The organism is Microbacterium sp. EST19A (assembly GCF_019969685.1).
Classification (GTDB): Bacteria; Actinomycetota; Actinomycetes; order Actinomycetales; family Microbacteriaceae; genus Microbacterium.
In genome coordinates this window covers 718878-735288 of record NZ_JAHXYZ010000002.1, presented here as the reverse complement: position 1 = coordinate 735288, position 16411 = coordinate 718878, and the positions used below count along the sequence as shown (strand labels likewise).

Sequence of the window (16411 nt, the reverse complement as noted above, 5' to 3'; positions counted from 1 at the left end):
TTCTCTGAACAAGGAGCACATCAGTGGCACTGATCGAGGCTGTAGGCGCACGCGAGATTCTCGACTCGCGCGGAAACCCGACCGTCGAGGTGGAGGTGCTCCTCGACGACGGCATCGTCCAGCGGGCCGCCGTCCCCTCCGGTGCATCCACGGGTGCGTTCGAGGCGTACGAGCTGCGTGACGGCGACAAGAGCCGCTACGGCGGCAAGGGCGTGCTCAAGGCCGTCGACGCCATCATCGATGAGCTCGGACCGGCTCTCGAGGGTGTCGAGGCGAGCGAGCAGCGCATCGTCGACGAGATCCTCAACGAGGTCGACGGCACCGAGAACAAGAAGCGCGTCGGCGCCAACGCGATCCTCGGCGTGAGCCTCGCCGTCGCGAAGGCCGCGGCCGACTCGGCCGACCTGCCCCTGTTCCGCTACCTCGGCGGCCCGAACGCGCACGTGCTGCCCGTTCCGCTGTTCAACGTCATCAACGGCGGCGAGCACGCCGACAACGGCATCGACATGCAGGAGTTCTTCCTCGCGCCGATCGGTGCCGAGACCTACTCCGAGGCGCTGCGCTGGGGCGTCGAGACGTACCACGTGCTGCGCGCCGAGCTGAAGGCCGCCGGCTACGCGACGGGTCTCGGCGACGAGGGCGGCTTCGCCCCCGACCTGCCCAGCAACCGCGAGGGCCTCGACTTCCTGGTCAAGGCGATCGAGAAGGCCGGCTTCACCCCGGGAACCGACATCGCGCTGGGTCTCGACGTCGCCGCGACCGAGTTCTTCAAGGACGGCGTCTACCGTCTCGACAACAAGGACTGGGATGCCGCCGCGCTGACCGAGTACTACGTCGGTCTGGTCAACGACTTCCCGATCGTCACGATCGAGGATGCCCTCGCCGAGGACGACTGGGACAACTGGAAGCACCTCACCGACGTTCTCGGCTCCAAGGTGCAGCTGGTCGGCGACGACCTCTTCGTCACGAACCCGGAGCGCCTGGCCGAGGGCATCAAGCGCGGCGTCGCGAACTCGCTTCTCGTGAAGGTCAACCAGATCGGCACGCTCACCGAGACGTTCGATGCGGTCAGCCTGGCGCAGCGTTCCGGCTACACGGCGATGCTCTCGCACCGCTCCGGCGAGACCGAGGACACCACGATCGCCGACCTGGCCGTCGCGACCAACGCGGGTCAGATCAAGGCGGGTGCGCCTGCCCGCAGCGAGCGCGTCGCGAAGTACAATCAGCTTCTGCGCATCGAGGAAGAGCTCGGCGACGCCGCGGTGTTCGCCGGTCGTTCGGCCTTCCCGCGCTCGCAGGCCTGACACAGCCGAGACAGATTCACACCGCCTGCTGAGCGGTGACCGGAGGAGGAGCCGTGGCACGACGACCGGCTCCTCCTTCGGCGTCTCCGAAGCCATCCGCCCCGCAGCCGACCGCGACGAAGAAGGGGCGCACGAAGGCGAAGGCCGCAGGCGCCTCCGCTCCGAAGGCGCCCCGCGGGGGATCGCGGGGGAGCGGACAGCGCGTCGATGTGCGCGAGTGGGCCTCCGGCATCCGCCTCTCGGCGTTCTCGGTGATCATGCTCTCGCTCGTCGTGCTGGGAGCCTGGGTGCTCGTTCCGACGCTCGGGACGTTCATCGATCAGCGCCAGAAGATCGCCGCGCTCGAGGCTTCTGTGCAGGTCAGCGAGGGCGAGATCGACGACCTCATCGCGGAGCGCGAGCGCTGGAGCGATCCCGCCTACATCACGACGCAGGCCCGCGAGCGGCTGTACTACGTGAAGCCGGGCGAGGTCGTGTATCTGATCGACAACGACCTCGATCCGTCGGCGTTGCCGCGCGAGCAGGATCCGGTCAGCGACACGCTCGAGGAGAAGCCGGCGGATTGGATGCCGCAGCTGCTGCGCACCGTCGTGTCGGCAGGTCTCAGCGACACCGCGGCCGTCGTTCCCTGAGCGTCCGCTCCGAGCATCCTCCCTGGCGGCTCCCCTACGCTGGTGGGGTGACCACGCCGCCGTTCCCCGCCCCCACGCCCGCCGAACTCGCCGTCGTGTCGGCACAGCTCGGACGCGCGGCGCGCGGAGTGGTCGGCATCGCGGCACGCTGCGCCTGCGGCAACCCCACGGTGGTCGCCACGACCCCGCGGCTTCCCGACGGCACGCCGTTCCCGACGTTCTACTATCTGACGCACCCCGCTGCGACGGCGGCGATGTCGACGCTCGAGGCCACCCAGGTGATGCCGGAGCTGGCCGCTCTCCTCACTGAGGACGAAGCGGTCGCCGCCGCCTACCACGCGGCTCACGAGGCGTACCTGGCCGACCGCGGGCAGTTCGGCGACGTCCCCGAGATCGACGGCATCTCGGCCGGAGGCATGCCCACCCGCGTCAAGTGCCTCCACGCCCTCGCCGGTCATGCGCTCGCGGCCGGACCCGGGGTGAACCCGATCGGCGACGCGGCGCTCGAACGGTCCTCCTGGTCCCCGGCCGTGTGCCGTTGCGAGGACCCCGGTGCCGCGACCCGCGAAGAGGCGGCGCGATCCGCATGACCTCTCGACGGATGCTGCGCAATGTCACGGCCCTCGCGGTCGTGGCGGCATCCGTCCTGCTCCTGGGCGCCACGGCGACGCCCCCGCCGATCCCCGACGATCCCGCCGACCCGGTGCGCGCCTCGGAGTACTGGCTCGACGGCGCTCGCATCCGTGAGGCGTGGAACACGACCCGTGGCGAGGGCGTCACGATCGCGGTGATCGACACCGGCATCGGCAAGGTTCCGGAGACGTTCGGCGACGCGGTGGTCGGCGGCACCGATGTCTCGGGCACCGGCACCGCCGACGGTCGCACACCGGTCGGAGCCGTCGACGGCAACCACGGATCCTGGGTGGCGTCGCTCGCCGCGGGACGAGGCGCGGCTGACGGGACCGGCATGATCGGCGTCGCTCCCGAGGCGAACCTGCTCTCGATCTCGGTGGGGTTCGGCGCCGCCGCGGCGGTGCCGTTCACCGAGCAGGTGGCGAAGGCGATGCGCTGGGCGGTCGACAACGGCGCCGACGTGATCAACCTGTCGTTCACCACGAACACCCTCGACTGGGACAAGAGCTGGGACGACGCCTTCCTCTACGCGTTCGACCACGACGTCGTGGTGGTCGTCGCCGCCGGCAACCGCGGCAGCGGCACGAACATCATCGGCGCTCCCGCCACGATCCCGGGCGTGCTGACGGTGGGCGGCGTCGACCAGACCGGCACGGCCAGCATCGAGGCGTCGACGCAGGGAATCACGATCGGCATCTCCGCACCGAGTGAAGGACTGCTCGGGGTCTCCGCGAACGGCGAGGTCGTGTCGTGGAGCGGCACCAGCGGTGCGGCTCCGATCGTCTCGGGGATCGCGGCGCTGATCCGCTCCGCGCATCCGAACATCAAGGCGATCGACGTCATCAACCGGATCATCAAGACGGCCATGCCCGTCGCGGATGCGAAGAAGCCGCAGGACCCGCTGTACGGCTACGGACTCGTCGACGCCGCGGCCGCGATCTCGGCCGACATCGCCCCGGTCGACAAGAATCCGATGGGCGATCTGGCCGAGTGGATCCACTACTTCCGCCGCGCGGAGACCGAACCGCAGCCCGAGCCGACGATCACGCCGATCGCGGTCGCGCCGCTGCCGGACGCCGACGCGCCGACGGATGCCGGTTCACCGCTGCTTCCCAGCGCTGATTCGCTCCGCTACGGTACCCTGCCGCTCATCGCGCTCACAGTCCCTGGTATCCTGATAGCGCTTGGCGTCACCGCAGCTGCCCGGCGCATCCGATCGGCGCGCGTTTCTCGTACGCCACATTCCTGACTCCAAGGAGTTGTTCCCCTGTGCCTCAGAACAGCACTGTGCCCAAGATTCTGATCGTCGGTGGAGGCTACGCGGGCTTCTACAGCGCGTGGAAGCTCGAGAAGCACCTGCGCAAGGGCGAAGCGGAAGTGACCATGGTCGACCCGCTGCCGTACATGACGTACCAGCCGTTCCTCCCCGAGGTCGCCGCGGGCTCGATCGAGGCTCGCCACTCCGTGGTCGCGCACCGCCGCCACCTGAAGCGCACGAACGTGATCACCGCCAAGGTGACCAACATCAACCACGCGGAGAAGACCGCGACGATCACGCCGCCGATGGGTGAGCCGTACGAGTTCGCGTACGACCAGATCGTCGTCACCGCCGGTGCCGTCTCGCGCACCTTCCCGATCCCCGGCATCGCCGACAACGCGATCGGCCTCAAGACCATCGAAGAGGCCGTCGCGATCCGTGACCGCCTCATGTCGAACTTCGACAAGGCCGCGTCGCTGCCTGCCGGTCCCGAGCGCGACCGCCTCCTCACGGTCATCGTCGTCGGCGGTGGCTTCGCCGGCATCGAGGTGTTCGCCGAGCTGCGCTCGCTCGCCTCGTCGCTCGTGTCGAAGTACCCGCAGCTGACCTTCGACGACACGCACTTCCACCTCATCGAGGCCATGGGACGCATCATGCCCGAGGTGTCGCTGAAGACCAGCGAGTGGGTCCTGAAGGATCTCGCGAAGCGCGGCGCGTACGTGCACCTCGACACGCAGCTCACGAGCGCGGTCGACGGCAACGTCGAGCTCTCCACGGGTGAGGTCCTGCCGACCGACCTGATCGTCTGGACCGCCGGTGTCATGGCGAACCCGACCGTCGTGCGCGGCGGCGACCTGCCCGTCGAGGAGCGCGGTCGCATCCAGACCCGCGCCGACCTGCGCGTCGGCACCCCCGAGGCCTTCGTCGAGGGTGCCTGGGCCGCCGGTGACGTCTCGGCCGTCCCCGACCTCTCCGGTGGCGGCGTCGGCGGCTTCTGCGTGCCGAACGCCCAGCACGCGGTGCGTCAGGCGAAGCTCCTCGCGAAGAACATCGTGGCGGTCCTCCGCGGCGAGACCCCGCGCGAGTACTTCCACAAGAACATGGGCGCCGTGGCCGGTCTCGGCCTGTACAACGGTGTCTTCCAGTCCGGCAAGCTCGCGCTCAAGGGCTTCGTCGCCTGGGTCGCGCACCGTGGATACCACGGCCTGGCGATGCCGACGTGGGAGCGCAAGTTCCGCGTCGTCTGGGGCTGGTGGAACAACCTGTGGCTCGGCCGCGACATGGTGAACCTCGAGACGGTGCAGAACCCGCGCTACGTCTTCGAGGAGTTCGCCGCCCGTCCGCGTGCGGCTGCTCCTGCAGCTCCTGCGGCTCCTGCGGCTCCCGCCTTGCCCGGATCGCATTCGTCGGAGCCGGCGACGACCATCGCCGCCGCCGAGAAGACCCCGGATGCCGACGAGCCGGTCTCCGACGACGCCCCGGCCGCGAAGCCGGAGGGCGAGAAGGCTCCGGCTGCCAAGAAGGCCCCGGCGAAGAAGGCTCCGGCCAAGAAGCCCGCCGCCGAGAAGGTCGCCGCCAAGTAGTCCTTCGGCACTGCACGCTCGAACAGCCCTCCCGTCCGGGAGGGCTGTTCGCGTCTGTGGAGGCGACGCATAGGTCGGATCGGTAGTGTCGTGCGCGCAAGGGGAGTACTCCCGTCTGCGGCGGCGTCGTCATTACGGACATGAATCGTGTCCCGGCCCGTCGGCCCGCGAGGGCGGAGGAGACCTTGGCACCCGCGATGCGGGCTGCCTCGACTCTTGCCGTCGTCCGACGTCGTGGAATCCCGGTGGGCCGCTCCACTCCACGAAAGGGACCACGACCATGGGAAAGCTCTCCCGCCTGATCGGCCTCGCCTCCGACGCTCTCGAGAAGAACAACGGCTCCGCGCGCGGCGGCAGCCCCGCGGACGGCTCCCGCTCGTCGACGGATTGGGGCGGTGTGCTCCGGGGTGCGGTCGACGCCGTGCGAGGACCGTCGGATGCTGCCCCGCGCACTGCGGGATCCCGCACCGACGCCGCGATGCCGCCTCGGACCTCCGCCGACCCCTACGCACCGCCGCCCGCTCCCGGCGCCGGTGCAGCAGCCCGCGCCGGCTCGTCCGCAAGCGAGGCCGACCGTGCGGCGATCGCGCGCTACGACTACCTGCTGAAGACCGCCGACCCGCAGAGCGTCGAGCAGATCCACCGCGAGGCGTTCGCGCGCCTGACGCCGCAGCAGCGGACGCTCGTCGAAGAGCGGATGCGCGATGAGCTCGCACCGGGGGAGCGGCCGCGCTCCTCCTCGCCCGACGACCTCGCCCGCGCGGCGGGTCGAGCCGAAGCGATGCGACCTGGACGGATGCGCGGCCTGCTTTCTCGGGTACGCGGCGGCGGCGCGGGTGGTGCGGCCGTCATGGCCGGAGGGGCGGCGGTCGGTGTACTCGGGGCGGTCGCGGGTGGTGCGGTGCTCAGCTCCGTGGCCGGCCCGCTTCTGGAGCAGGCGGCGGGGCTCGGAGTCGATTTCACCGCGCTGGCCGAGGGCGTCGATCTGGAGGCGCTCGCCTCGGGCGTCGACATCGGGGGTTTCACGGGCGGTGCGGAAGAGCTGATGGGATCCGCGGGCGAGACGGTGTCGGGCCTCGGCGAGACGGCCACCGGCTGGGGCGAGAAGCTCGGCGACCTCGGCATCCCGGGGATCGGCGACATCTTCGGCCGTTGACGGTCGAGCATCGATGACCGCCGATCACGGCTTCACCGGACTCACCGGCTTCGCCGCCGACATCCTCACCGCGCTCGGCGACGTCGGGGTGGGCGTGCTCGTCTTCCTCGAGGTGCTCGTACCGCCGATCCCGAGCGAGGTGATCCTGCCGTTCGCGGGGTACCTCAGTCAGAGTGGGCAGCTGCACCTCGGCTGGCTGTTCTTCTGGAGCACTCTGGCATCGTGGCTGGGAGCCCTGCTGCTGTATGCGCTCGGTGCGGCGATCGGCATGCAGCGTGCGGTGCGTCTGCTCGCCGGGACCCGGCTGGTCAGCCGCTCCGACCTGGAGCGGGGAGCGGACTGGTTCGCGCGCAGAGGTGGGTGGACCGTGCTGGTGGGACGCATGGTGCCGGGTGTGCGCAGCCTGATCTCGATCCCGGCCGGAGCGTCCCGCATGGGCATCGTGAGGTTCAGCGTCTACACGATCATCGGGAGCGGGCTCTGGAACGCGCTGCTTCTCGGCGTGGGCGCCGCCCTCGGCACGCAGCACGAGCAGCTGGAGCACTATCTCGGCTACCTCGACTACGTCGTGTACGCCGCGATCGCGGTCGCGCTGGTCGTGCTGGTGGTGCGACGGGTGCGCGAGTCCGCCGGCGTTCGGCGGCAGACCCCGGATTCCGGGGAAAGCTGACGGGTGCCCCCGCTGGGACTCGAACCCAGACTGAAGCGATTTTAAGTCGCCTGCCTCTGCCATTGGGCTACGGGGGCCACGCCGTCAGCCTAGTTGCTCGCGGTTCAGGCGATATCCGAGGCGGCGGCGGCCTCGGGAGCCTCGCGCGTCCACTCGCGGATGGTCTCGACGATCTCCGGAGCGTCCGGAAGGGTCGTCGGGCGGAAGCGCTTGATCCGCCCGTCCGGATTCACGAGGAACTTCTCGAAGTTCCATTTCACGCGGCCCGCTTTCCCATCGGCATCCAGGGTCTGGGTGAGCTCGCGGTACAGGGGGTGCGCCGACCGGCCGTTGACCTTCACCTTCTCGGTCATCGGGAACGTCACGCCCCAGGTCGCCGAGCAGTACTCCGCGATGGCGTCGGAGCTCCCGAGCTCCTGAAGGAACTGGTTGCTCGGGAAGCCGACCACCGTGAAGCCTTCGTCGCCGAACGTGCGCTGCAGCTCCTCGAGCTGTTCGTACTGCGGCGCGAGCCCGCACCGCGAGGCGACGTTCACGACCAGCGCGACCTTGCCCCCGGTCAGCTCGCCGAACGTGCGGTGTTCGCCGCGCAGCGTGGTGACCTCGATATCCTGCAGATCCATCTCGGCATCTCCCTCTCTCATCGAATGGTTCGCGTCAGGCGGGGATGCCCGGGCGGACGTGCTCCGGACGCGGGAAGGCGTTCAGCCTCTCGCGAAGGTCGTGCAGACGGGTGACGAGGTCATGCGCCTCGTCGGGCTCGAGGTCGATGGCCTCGGTCATGCAGCCCTCCAACCAGCCGAGCTCAGCGACGATCTCGTGGCTGCGAGCGGTCGGCGTGACGCGCACACGCCGTCGGTCGGCCGGTGATGTCTCCCGCTCGATGAGCCCGGCGGTCTGCATCCTGCTCAGCAGTCCGGCGACGCTGCTGGTGTCGAGCATCAGTGCCGCGGAGATATCACCCGGCGTCTGCTCGCCCTCACTCCAGAGCAGGCCGAGCACCATCAGCTGCTGATAGCTCAGACCCCAGGGGGAGAGCAGCTCGCGGTAGAGCTGCAGAGTCGCGTTCATCGTCGAATACAGCGCCAGGCAGACCGCCTCGTTACGGCGTGCAGCGGATTGCGTCTCGCTCATTCCGTAAGCCTTGCACACAAGTATCTTGGGTGCAAGATAACTTCGGATGCGACGGGGTGCCGCCGAACGTGATCCGGAGTCCGGGAGGTCATAAGGTGGGGGAGTGCTCGACCTCACCGAAGAACTGAGCCCCGTCCAGGGCGCCCCCTCGGTCGCCCCCGAGTGGCAGGACCCGGCCCGCTACTGGCCGCGCCTGTCCGCAGCGACACAGCACCTCCCCGCGCCCGTCGCGGTGATCGATCGGGAGGCGCTGCGGTACAACGCCATGGATCTGCTGGTGCGCTCCGGCGGCCTGCCCATCCGCGTCGCGTCGAAGTCGGTGCGGGTGCGAGCGGTGCTGGATGCCGTGCTGAAGCTGCCCGGATTCCGCGGCATCCTGGCGTTCACACTCCCTGAAGCGCTGTGGCTCGCTGAGAGCCATGACGACATCGTGCTCGCGTACCCGACGGTCGACCGCGCGAGCCTCGAGGCGCTGTTCGCCGATGAGCAGGCGGCGCGGCGCATCACGCTCATGGTCGACGACGTCGCGCACCTCGACCTGATCGACAGCGTCAGCGGTCCTGGTACCCGTCCGGAGATCCGCGTCGCGATCGACGTCGACGCCTCGTGGAAGTCCTCACTCCTCGGGCATATCGGCGTCCGCCGCTCGGCGCTCTTCACGGCCGGTGAGGTCGCCGGATTCGCGCGGAAGGTGCTCGCGCGTCCCGGCTTCCGGCTCGTGGGGCTGCAGATGTACGACGCGCAGATCGCCGGTCAGGGTGACGACGCCGGCTCCGACGCGCCCCTGATCCGCATGGTGCAGGCACGCTCGCGCGCCGAGCTGAGAGAGCGCAGGGCGGCGATCGTCGAAGCCGTCACGGCGCTGGCTCCGATGGAGTTCCTCAACGGCGGCGGCACCGGGTCGCTCGAGTTCACCGGCAGCGACGAGTCCCTCACCGAGGCGAGCGCCGGCAGCGGGCTCCTCGGCGGCCACCTGTTCGACGGCTATCGGTCCTTCCAGCCCGCACCGGCGGCCGCCTTCGCCTTCGACGTCGTGCGACGCCCGGCCGCCGACATCGCGACCGTGCTCGGCGGCGGCTGGATCGCATCCGGCCCCGCGGTGGCGTCGCGGCAGCCCAAGCCGGTGTGGCCGGAAGGGCTCCGCACGCTTCCGCGCGAAGCCGCCGGCGAGGTGCAGACGCCGCTGCAGGGGCCTGCGGCCACCTCTCTCGGGGTCGGCGACCGGGTCTGGTTCCGGCATGCCAAGAGCGGCGAGCCGGCCGAGCGGATCGAGCAGTACCACCTGGTCTCGGGCGACGAGATCGTCGACGAGCTGCCCACGTATCGCGGCGAGGGGAAGGCTTTCCTGTGACGAGGATCGGCGGCACGTGGCAGAACTGGGCGCGCTCGGCATCCGTCCGCCCCGTGCGGGTGGAGCGGCCGCGGAGCCCGGAAGGCGTGCAGCGCGCGGTCCTCGCTGCCGTGAACCACGGGCTCACCGTCAAGGCCGTCGGCGCGGGGCACAGTTTCACGGGCATCGCCGTGGCACCCGGGGTGCTGCTCGAACTCGACGACATGCAGGGCCTGGCCTCGGTGGATGCTGCGACCGCACGCGTCACGCTGCTCGCCGGAACGCGGCTGCACCGGATCCCGAAACTCCTCGCCCCGCACGGCCTCGCGATGGAGAACCTCGGCGACATCGATCGGCAATCGATCTCGGGCGCGATCTCGACGGGGACCCACGGCACCGGCGCGGGATTCGGCGGTCTCGCGACCCAGGTCGTCGGCGTCACCGTGATCACGGCCGCGGGAGAGTTCCTGCGCATCGACGAGCAGCAGAACAGCGAGCTCCTGCCGGCCGCCGCGCTCGGGCTCGGCGCCCTCGGCATCCTCGTCGAGGTGACGCTCCAGTGCGTTCCGGCGTTCGTCATGCACGCGATCGACGAGCCGATGCCGCTCGACGACGTGCTGGACGACATCGAGAACCACGTCGCGTCATCCGACCACTTCGAGTTCTACTGGTTCCCGCACACCGACGTCGCCCTCACCAAGCGCCAGACGCGTCTGCCCGAGTCGGCCGTGCGCAAGCCTCTGCCCGCGGTGGGGAAGTGGATCGACGAGACGCTGCTCTCCAACGGCGTCTACCGGGGCGTCTGCGCCGCAGGACAGCTCGTGCCCGCCGTCACCCCGCCCTTCAGCCGCCTCGCCGTGAAGCTCACCGGCGACCGCGAGTACACCGACCTGTCCCACCGCGTCCTCACGCAGAGCCGCACCGTGCGCTTCCGCGAGATGGAGTACGCGATCCCCGCCGAGAACGTCGTGGCGGCGTTCCGCGCCGTGCGAGCGCTCATCGATCAGCGGAACTGGCGCATCGAGTTCCCCGTCGAGGTGCGCTTCGCCGCGGAAGACGATCGCTGGCTGTCCACGGCCCACGGCCGGGCCAGCGCCTACATCGCGGTGCACCGGTACTGGCGCGCCGATCCGACCGAGTACTTCGAGGCCGTCGAGGCGATCATGCGCGAGCACGGCGGCCGACCGCACTGGGGCAAGCTCCACACCCAGACCGCCGAGACGTTGCGGGAACGCTACCCGCGGTTCGACGATTTCGTGGCCGTGCGCGACCGCCTCGACCCCGACCGACGGTTCGGCAACCGCTACCTCGAGCGCGTGCTCGGTGACTGACCGCGGATTGACCGGAATCGCACGCGCCATCCCCAGTACACGTGCAGACAGCGCGTCTAGGATGAGAGAAACACGAGGAAGGGTGGGCCTCTGATGGAATGGCTCGTGCCAGTACTGATCGTCGTCGGAGTGATCCTGCTCGTCGGCATCTATCTCTGGGCCACGTACAACTCGCTGGTGCAGCTGAAGGTCCGCGTCGACGAGGCGTGGAGCGGCATCACCGTGCAGCTCAAGCGGCGAGCCGACCTCATCCCCAACCTCATCGAGACGGTCAAGGGCTACGCCTCTCATGAGAAGGCGGTCTTCGAGAACGTCACCCGTGCGCGTGCCGAGACGCTGTCGGCCAGCGGTCCGGGCGAAGCGGGCATCGCAGAGGGGCACGTGCAGCAGGCGCTGCGCAGCCTCTTCGCTGTCGCGGAGGCGTACCCGCAGCTGCAGGCCAGCCAGAACTTCCTCCAGCTCCAGCAGGCGATCGTCGACACCGAAGACAAGATCCAGGCCGCGCGCCGCTTCTACAACGGCGGCGTGCGCGAGCTGAACACGAAGATCAAGGTGTTCCCGAACAACCTCTTCGCCAAGGGTCTCGGCTTCACCGAGCGCGAGTTCTTCGAAGTCGCCGACAGCGGTGCGATCTCCGAGCCGCCGCGCGTGCAGTTCTGATCTGCTGATCGGCGAATCCGCTCACCAGGCCGTCAGTTCCAGCCCGTCCGCCGTGAACGCGATGTCGCCGCGGACGCTCCAGGAGTCGGTGCGATAGGTCGTGGTGCGCTCGGCACCGTCCTGCCCGGTACCCGTGACGGTCGCGACGAGAACCCCTCCGTCGGCGGAAAACCCGGTCGCCGTCAGCGTCACCACGGGTGCCTGCTCGATCCGAAAGCGCATCTCGGTGACGGCGCGGAACTCGGTGCCCCAGGGGATGCGGATGCCGCAGCCCTCCGGCGTCGCCTTCGCGGGCGCGGTGCACGCGTCGAGGTGCGCGTCGAGCTGCTTCTGCGCGGCATCCGTCGCCTCAGGGCGCAGGGCGACCTCCAGCGCGACATCCGCGGGCTCGCCCGGAAGAACGAGGACAGTGCTCTCTCCGTCGAGGAGCGACGCCGGAGCGGCCGAGACCGTGTACCCGGCGGGGAGCAGTCCCACACCCTCGCCGACCGGGAAGGTCGCGTCTCCGATGCCGACGAAGGCGCCGATCGTCGCGGTCGCGGTCGTCGTTCCGAGCGCGGAGGAATCGACCGTCCACCGACCGTCGTCGTTCGACAGCGTCAACTGCGCCGTGCGCTCCTCGCCTCCGAGGTTGAATGCGACGTCAGCGGTCGTCGAGCCGTCGTCGTTCTCATCGACGGCGGACACCTCCGCGTCCTCGATGAGCTCCGCAGCGTCGGCGAAAGCGTCGAGGGCCGTCGAGGCGACCGGAATTCCGGTCGCTTCGACGGCCGCGGCGTCGCCGGACTCGAGCGCGCGCAGATAGGCCGTCGCCGCCTCCTCGGCCGTGGCAGGGCGGCTCGCAGCCTGCCAGATGAGCACGCCCGCCACAGCGGCGATGACCACGGCGGTGCCGCCGCCGATCAGCCACCACCGGCGCCGGCTCATGACACGCTCTCCCTGGCGTGCAGGTGGCGCTGGATCGAGGCCCCCGTGCGGCCGCGCAGCGCGTCGTGAATCGCGCCTGTGGCGTCTCCCCAGCCCGAGACCGAGATGTGCTCCAGTCCCTGCCACGATGCGGCCAGGGCGAGCTCCTCGGCGATCCGGTCGGCGTCGTCCGCGCGCGCCTGCGGCTCCCACCACGCCGACTGCACCTGCAGTGTCGACGTGGCCCGTTCGGCCTTCAGATCGACACGGGCGACGATGCGGTCGCCGACCAGCACAGGCAGCGAGTAGTACCCGAACCTGCGTTTCTCGGCGGGCACGTAGATCTCGATGCGGTAGTCGAGCTCGAAGGCGCGCAGCGCGCGGTCGCGGAACCACACCACGGGGTCGAACGGCGTCAGGACGGCCGCCGCGTCGATCTTCCGCGGCAACACCGCATCGCGGTGCCGCCATGCCGGGAGCGGTCGGCCGCCTCGTTCCCAGCCGCGCACGTGCACCGGTTCGAGGTCGCCCGCATCGACGAGGTCGAGGATCGAGCGCGCGACGGCGGCACGATCCTTGATGCGGTAGTAGTCGGCGAGATCGGACTGCGTCGCGACCCCGCTCGACCTCGCCGCGCGACGGATCAGCTCCTGGATCGCCTCGGTGCGGGGGACCTCCCGCGAGAGGATCGCGTCGGGGATGACGTGTTCGGCCAGCGCGTAGGAGCGCTCGAATCCTCGGCGTCCGCTCACAGCCACGTCGCCGGTGCGCCACAGGTGCTCGAGCGCGAGCTTGACCTCGTCCCAGTCCCACCAGGTCCCGCGCTCGCGCGGCGCATCGGCGCGAAGGTCGGCCGGTCGCAGCGGACCGCGCGTGCGCAGTTCGTCTCGCACCCACTGCACCGTGCGGGCGTTGATACTCATCCACGAGTCCTCACCGGCCCATCGCCGACGGAAGTCGTCCATGCGGAACCGCCACAGCGGCCAGTCCTCGATCGGGATGAACGTCGCCTCGTGGGCGAGGTACTCCACGTAGTGGGTGGTGCGGGCGAGGAACACACGGTCGAGCAGGGCGGGCTCGTAGGCGCCCAGACGTGAGAAGAGCGGCAGGTAGTGCGACCGCGCGAAGACGTTCACCGAGTCGATCTGGAGCACGCCGAGGCGTTCCATCACCCGATCGACATGACGCCGCGACACGGATGCCGGGCGCGCACGGGTGAAGCCCTGAGCGGCCAGAGCGATGCGGCGCGCCTGGGCGGAGCTGAGGGTGTCGGTCACGTCGTCAGCGTATCGCCGGCCGGCGACATCTCGTCGTGAGCCTCCCGGCGACCGCCGTAGACTTGGGCGATGAGCGAGGACCAGCGACCACGGCTGCGAGACCTGTTCCGTCCGCGCCCGGTCTCCATCGACCGAATCGTGACGACCGACGCCGACGAGACGGTGCCGCCGCGACTGCGCATCACGGCCGCCTACGCCTGGCGGCTCCTGCTCATCGCCGCCGTCATCGGCGTCTTCATCTGGCTCGTCATGCTGCTCAAGCTGCTGGTGATCCCGCTCATGGTCGCCATCCTCATCACGGCGCTGCTGTGGCCGGCGTTCGAGTGGATGCTGCGCCATCACTTCCCGCGCTGGGCCGCCATCGCGATCTCGCTCCTCGGCACCGCGGCCATCGTGACGGGGCTCGTCTGGCTCGTCGTCTGGCAGGTGCGCATCGAGCTCCCCGCCGTGCAGCAGAGCACCACTGCCGCACTGGACGACTTCCAGGTCTGGCTCCACGAAGGCCCCCTGCAGCTGTCCGACAAGCAGATCGCCGACTACATCGATCAGGGCCTCGCCATGATCGAGGAGCAGACCCAGGCGCTGCTGTCCGGCGCGCTGGCGATCGGCACCACCGTGGGCCACGTCGCCACCGGTGCCCTCCTCGCGTTCTTCAGCCTCATCTGCCTCCTCGCCGACGGCGGCGGAATCTGGCGCTGGACCGTCAAGCTCTTCCCGCGCAACGCGCGTCCGGCCGTCGACAGCGCCGCCCGCAACGGCTGGCGGACGATCGTCAACTACGCGCGGACCCAGTTGTTCGTCGCGACCATCGACGCGATCGGCATCGGCCTCGGCGCGTTCCTGCTGCAGGTTCCGCTCGCTCTGCCGGTGGCGGTCCTGGTCTTCCTCGGCTCGTTCATCCCGATCGTCGGTGCGGTCGCCACCGGTGCCGTCGCGGTGTTCCTCGCGCTCGTGTACAACGGCCCGTGGATCGCACTGTTCATGCTGCTGGTCGTGCTCGCGGTCCAGCAGATCGAGGGGCACATCCTGCAGCCGATCATGATGGGCTCGGCCGTGAAGGTGCATCCGCTGGCCGTCGTGCTCGTCGTCGCGGGCGGCGCGATGATCGCAGGCATCCCGGGTGCGCTGTTCGCCGTGCCGTTGGCCGCGTTCGTGAACGTCGCCGCCGTGACGTTGAGTTCGGGATCGTGGCGCACTGGCGACGTCCCGAGTGGAGATCTGATCTGGAGCACAGTGCCGCGCGAGCGGCAACGGAGGAATCGATGAGCGCAGTCCCCAGCCTGTCCGAGTTCGAGCACGCCGCTCAGAGTCTGGCTGAGGTGATCTCCCACACGCCGACGCTGCCGTCACGGGCCCTCTCCGACGTCCTCGGCGTTCCCGTCCTGCTGAAGATGGAGAATCTGCAGCGGACGGGCTCGTTCAAGATCCGCGGCGCGACGTACCGGCTCTCGAGGCTCAGCGCCGAGGAGCGCTCCCGCGGTGTGGTGGCGGCATCCGCCGGCAACCACGCGCAGGGCGTCGCGCTCGCCGCGCAAGAACTCGGCATCCCCGCCACCATCTTCATGCCGATCGGCGTGCCGGTGCCGAAACTGCTCGCCACGCGCGGTTACGGCGCCGAGGTCGTGCTCGAGGGTGAGACGGTGGCGACCTCGCTGCGCCTCGCAGCGGAGTTCTCCGAGCGCACCGGTGCCGTGCTCATCCACCCGTTCGATCACCGGGACGTCGTGATCGGGCAGGGAACGCTCGGTCTGGAGCTGCTCGACGACGCCCCCGAGGTCGACACGATCGTCCTCGGCATCGGCGGCGGAGGCCTCATCGCCGGTGTCGCCGCTGCCGTCAAGGCACGCGCCGCCGAACTCGGCCGCACCGTCCGGATCATCGGGGTTCAGGCCGAGAACGCGGCAGCGATGCCGCCGTCACTCGCGGCGGGGGAGCCCGTCGACATCGTGACGCGGCCGACCATCGCCGACGGCATCCTCGTCGCCCGCCCCGGAGCCATCCCCTTCGACATCATCAAGGACCTCGTCGACGAGGTCGTCACGGTCTCCGACGACGATCTGGCTCGTGCCATCCTCATCCTGCTGGAGCAGTCGAAGGTCGTCGTCGAGCCCGCCGGCGCCGCCGGCGTCGCGGCCATCCTCTCCGGGAAGGTCTCCGCCACCGGCACGACGATGGCAGTGCTGTCGGGAGGCAACATCGATCCCCTGTTGCTGCAGCGCGTCGTCTCGCACGGACTCGCGGCATCGGGCCGCTACCTGACGATCCGCGTGCCGCTGCCCGACCGTCCGGGACAGCTCGCGCGAGTGTCGGAGCTCATCGCCGCGGCGGGTGCGAACGTCATCGAGGCGATGCACACCCGGCACGGTCACGGACTGCAGATCAGCGACGTCATCCTCGAGCTGAGCGTCGAGACCCGCGGGCCCGAGCACTCGGAGCACACGCTCGACACGCTGCGCCAGGCCGGCTTCGAGCCGTTCATCGTTCCGGACTGAGCCGGAAGCACGAAACGCGCCCGGACATCCGAAAGGATGCCGGGG

Annotated in this window: 16 protein-coding genes and 1 tRNA gene; 12 read left to right on the top strand and 5 right to left on the bottom strand. The window is 69.8% G+C overall.

Going from position 1 to position 16411, the window contains the following annotated elements; translation table 11 throughout:
* Positions 1–23 precede the first annotated feature (23 nt).
* The 7 genes from eno (at position 24) to LC452_RS13550 (ending at position 7236) form a co-directional block, all read left to right on the top strand.
* Positions 24–1304 carry a phosphopyruvate hydratase gene (gene eno, locus LC452_RS13580; RefSeq protein ID WP_223626198.1) on the top strand — a complete coding sequence of 427 codons (1281 nt, stop codon included), beginning with the start codon at positions 24–26 and terminating at the stop codon, positions 1302–1304.
* Positions 1305–1357: 53 nt separating this feature from the next.
* A complete protein-coding gene (locus LC452_RS22100) occupies positions 1358–1936 on the top strand; it encodes a septum formation initiator family protein (protein ID WP_223626196.1) in 579 nt (192 codons plus the stop codon).
* Between the two features lie 47 nt (positions 1937–1983).
* Positions 1984–2526, top strand: a complete 543-nt coding sequence (locus LC452_RS13570; protein ID WP_223626194.1) for a DUF501 domain-containing protein — start codon at positions 1984–1986, stop codon at positions 2524–2526.
* Positions 2523–3818 (top strand): S8 family serine peptidase, encoded by a 1296-nt coding sequence (locus LC452_RS13565; protein ID WP_223626192.1) that lies wholly within the window; start codon positions 2523–2525, stop codon positions 3816–3818. Before LC452_RS13570 ends, LC452_RS13565 begins: the two co-directional genes overlap by 4 nt.
* A 38-nt stretch (positions 3819–3856) precedes the next feature.
* On the top strand, positions 3857–5410 hold the full coding sequence (locus tag LC452_RS13560; protein WP_223626190.1) for an NAD(P)/FAD-dependent oxidoreductase: 1554 nt from the start codon (positions 3857–3859) through the stop codon (positions 5408–5410).
* A 280-nt stretch (positions 5411–5690) separates the two neighbouring features.
* A complete protein-coding gene (locus tag LC452_RS13555) occupies positions 5691–6566 on the top strand; it encodes a cation-transporting ATPase (protein WP_223626188.1) in 876 nt (291 codons plus the stop codon).
* 13 nt (positions 6567–6579) lie between these two features.
* Complete coding sequence (locus tag LC452_RS13550; protein ID WP_223626186.1) at positions 6580–7236, top strand: DedA family protein; 657 nt, start codon at positions 6580–6582, stop codon at positions 7234–7236.
* 4 nt (positions 7237–7240) lie between these two features.
* On the opposite strand, the gene LC452_RS13545 is transcribed toward LC452_RS13550, so the two are convergent.
* The 3 genes from LC452_RS13545 to LC452_RS13535 form a co-directional block, all read right to left on the bottom strand.
* Positions 7241–7313, bottom strand: a tRNA-Leu gene (locus LC452_RS13545).
* A gap of 27 nt (positions 7314–7340) precedes the next feature.
* Positions 7341–7859: a glutathione peroxidase gene (locus LC452_RS13540; protein ID WP_223626184.1), complete on the bottom strand. Its 519-nt coding sequence runs from the start codon at positions 7857–7859 to the stop codon at positions 7341–7343.
* Between the two features lie 34 nt (positions 7860–7893).
* Positions 7894–8370, bottom strand: coding sequence for a MarR family winged helix-turn-helix transcriptional regulator (locus LC452_RS13535; RefSeq protein ID WP_223626182.1), 477 nt, complete (start codon positions 8368–8370; stop codon positions 7894–7896).
* A 103-nt stretch (positions 8371–8473) separates the two neighbouring features.
* On the opposite strand from LC452_RS13535, the gene LC452_RS13530 reads away from it, so the two are divergent.
* From LC452_RS13530 to LC452_RS13520, 3 genes are all read left to right on the top strand, one after another.
* Positions 8474–9721 (top strand): alanine racemase, encoded by a 1248-nt coding sequence (locus LC452_RS13530; RefSeq protein WP_223626180.1) that lies wholly within the window; start codon positions 8474–8476, stop codon positions 9719–9721.
* Entirely contained in the window at positions 9718–11031 is a 1314-nt protein-coding gene (locus LC452_RS13525) for a D-arabinono-1,4-lactone oxidase (RefSeq protein ID WP_223626178.1), read from the top strand. Before LC452_RS13530 ends, LC452_RS13525 begins: the two co-directional genes overlap by 4 nt.
* A gap of 93 nt (positions 11032–11124) precedes the next feature.
* Positions 11125–11691, top strand: a complete 567-nt coding sequence (locus LC452_RS13520) for a LemA family protein (protein WP_136054858.1) — start codon at positions 11125–11127, stop codon at positions 11689–11691.
* A 21-nt stretch (positions 11692–11712) separates the two neighbouring features.
* On the opposite strand, the gene LC452_RS13515 is transcribed toward LC452_RS13520, so the two are convergent.
* Positions 11713–12618, bottom strand: a complete 906-nt coding sequence (locus LC452_RS13515; RefSeq protein ID WP_223626176.1) for a hypothetical protein — start codon at positions 12616–12618, stop codon at positions 11713–11715.
* Positions 12615–13874, bottom strand: a complete 1260-nt coding sequence (locus tag LC452_RS13510; protein WP_223626174.1) for a winged helix-turn-helix domain-containing protein — start codon at positions 13872–13874, stop codon at positions 12615–12617. Before LC452_RS13510 ends, LC452_RS13515 begins: the two co-directional genes overlap by 4 nt.
* A 69-nt stretch (positions 13875–13943) precedes the next feature.
* On the opposite strand from LC452_RS13510, the gene LC452_RS13505 reads away from it, so the two are divergent.
* The gene (locus LC452_RS13505) at positions 13944–15140 is read left to right on the top strand and encodes an AI-2E family transporter (protein WP_223626173.1); all 1197 of its coding nucleotides are present in this window, start codon (positions 13944–13946) and stop codon (positions 15138–15140) included.
* Positions 15137–16366, top strand: coding sequence for a threonine ammonia-lyase (gene ilvA, locus LC452_RS13500; RefSeq protein ID WP_223626171.1), 1230 nt, complete (start codon positions 15137–15139; stop codon positions 16364–16366). Before LC452_RS13505 ends, ilvA begins: the two co-directional genes overlap by 4 nt.
* Positions 16367–16411: the final 45 nt, after the last annotated feature.